Raw genomic sequence first — 1,794 nt, 5'->3', positions numbered from 1 at the left:
GGGCGGCCGCCGGCCGGGTCGTCACCGCCGGGCGGCCGTTCACGGCCGGTCCGGGCGGCGCGGGCGCCCCGGGGCCGGCGCCGTCCCGGTGGAGCGTGCGGTGAGCCGGTGGTCGAGAGTAGGCATGTTCAGATCATCTCATGCCCGTTCGGCGCGGCGGATGGGGACGGGCGGCCCGGTGATGGGGTCGTGCGGCCCGTCCCGGGGCCGGAGCGGCGGAGGGATCGTGATCGTCGCGCGGGTGTGTGTACATGGCGGTCGCCGGGGGCAGGCGTCGCAGGACGTGGAACCACCTGGAGTTGCAACGGCGAGGCGGGACGGGAGAGGCCGGAGATGGGCGAGTTGGTCACGGTGCAGGTGTGCGAGGGGATGGAGCGGGGCGTCGCGGCCGACGCGAGGTCGCGGATCACGGCGGCGGTCCACGGGGCCGACGCCCTGGTCGAGTCGCTGCGGGTCCGGGTCGGGCTGGTCGGCCCGGCGACGGTGCTGACCCAGGTCAACGCCGAGGTCGACGGCCGGCGGATCCGCGTGCAGGAGGCCGCGGCCGACCTCGGCGAGGCACTGGACCGGCTGGCCGAGGGCCTGCGCGCCCGGCTGGCCGCGGCGACCGCAGGCTGGACCCCCAGCCCGTGGCCCCGCCGGGCCCGCGGCCGGGGTCTCCCGGCCGGTGTCCCCGTGCAGCGCACCGCCGCCGCCCCCGCCCGGGGTGCCCGGGTGCGCGCCGGACGGCTCGCGGTGGCCGCGGGAGGCGTCGGGACCGCCGCCCACCCGTGCACCGAAATCCCGTACGAGGACGCTCCGCAGCACATCGTCCGGCGCAAGCAGGCCTCCCTGGTGTGGTGCTCGCCCGACGCGGCGGCCCGGACCATGGACGCGATGGACTTCGACATCCACCTGTTCACCGACCCGGCCACCGAGACCGACGCCGTCGTCTACCGGGTCGGTCCGACCGGCTACCGGCTCACCCGCACCGTGGCCGCCGGCCCGCCCACCCGGCCGGCCGTCCCGTTCACCCTCAGCCCGAACGGGGCACCGCAGTTGACGGCGCATCAGGCCGTCGAACGGCTCTCCGCGGCCGACCTCCCGTTCCTGTTCTTCGCCCAGCCCGGGACGCGGCGCGGCAGGGTGCTCTACCGGCGCTTCGACGGCCGGCTCGGACTGATCGCGGCCGTCTCGTGAACGAGGAGGCCGTGCAGCGCCGGCTCCGGGCGCTGCGGAGGAGACGCGGTCCGGCCGGGCCGCCGCGCACCGACGGTCCGCCCCGCACCGATGGCCGGCCGGCCGCCGACGGGCCGTCGCCGCGGCACCTGGAGCCGCTCGAACGCGGCGAGGCGCTGCGGCTGCTGGGCGGTGCGTCGTACGGGCGGATCGTGTTCACCGACCGCGCCCTGCCGGCCATCCGGCCCGTCAACCACGTGCTGGTGGACGACGTCGTGGTGATCCGCACCCATGGCGGCGCGGCGCTCACGGCCGCGGCGCTGGGGGCGGACGCGGACGGCGTCGTGGTCGCCTACGAGGCCGACGCCATCGACCCGCTGACCCACCTGGGCTGGAGCGTGGTGGTCACCGGCTATGCCCGGCCGGTCACCGACCCGGACCAACTGGCCCGGTATCGCGGGCTGTTGCGGCCGTGGGTGGCGGCGGGCATGGACCACACGGTGGCGATCCGGCCGGACCTGGTGACCGGCTACCGGCTCACCGCGGGCCCGGCCGCCGTCCGGTAGCGCGCACCACCGGCGTGATCAACATGCGCCGCTTCGAGCAGCGCCAGTCCGAGACCCTCGTCCTCGGCGA

The 1,794-nt window shown here is 77.0% G+C and carries 2 protein-coding genes; both read left to right on the top strand.

The genetic code is table 11. The annotated features are described in order from the left end of the window. Nucleotides 1-333 precede the first annotated feature (333 nt). Nucleotides 334-1,179, top strand: coding sequence for a sigma 54 modulation/S30EA ribosomal C-terminal domain-containing protein (locus ABZ885_RS40455; protein ID WP_360200099.1), 846 nt, complete (start codon nucleotides 334-336; stop codon nucleotides 1,177-1,179). Between the two features lie 128 nt (nucleotides 1,180-1,307). After that, the gene (locus ABZ885_RS40450; protein WP_360200101.1) at nucleotides 1,308-1,724 is read left to right on the top strand and encodes a pyridoxamine 5'-phosphate oxidase family protein; all 417 of its coding nucleotides are present in this window, start codon (nucleotides 1,308-1,310) and stop codon (nucleotides 1,722-1,724) included. Nucleotides 1,725-1,794: the final 70 nt, after the last annotated feature.

It is taken from the genome of Kitasatospora sp. NPDC047058 (assembly GCF_040643935.1).
In the GTDB taxonomy this organism is placed as follows: Bacteria; Actinomycetota; Actinomycetes; order Streptomycetales; family Streptomycetaceae; genus Kitasatospora.
The sequence above is the reverse complement of the archived record's forward strand: the minus strand, read 5'-3'. Positions and strand labels throughout refer to the sequence as shown.

What these genes read in the sequence shown, in the direction of transcription:
- ABZ885_RS40455 (WP_360200099.1), top strand. Translation starts at nt 334, where the DNA reads ATGGGCGAGTTGGTCACGGTGCAGGTGTGCGAGGGGATGGAGCGGGGC.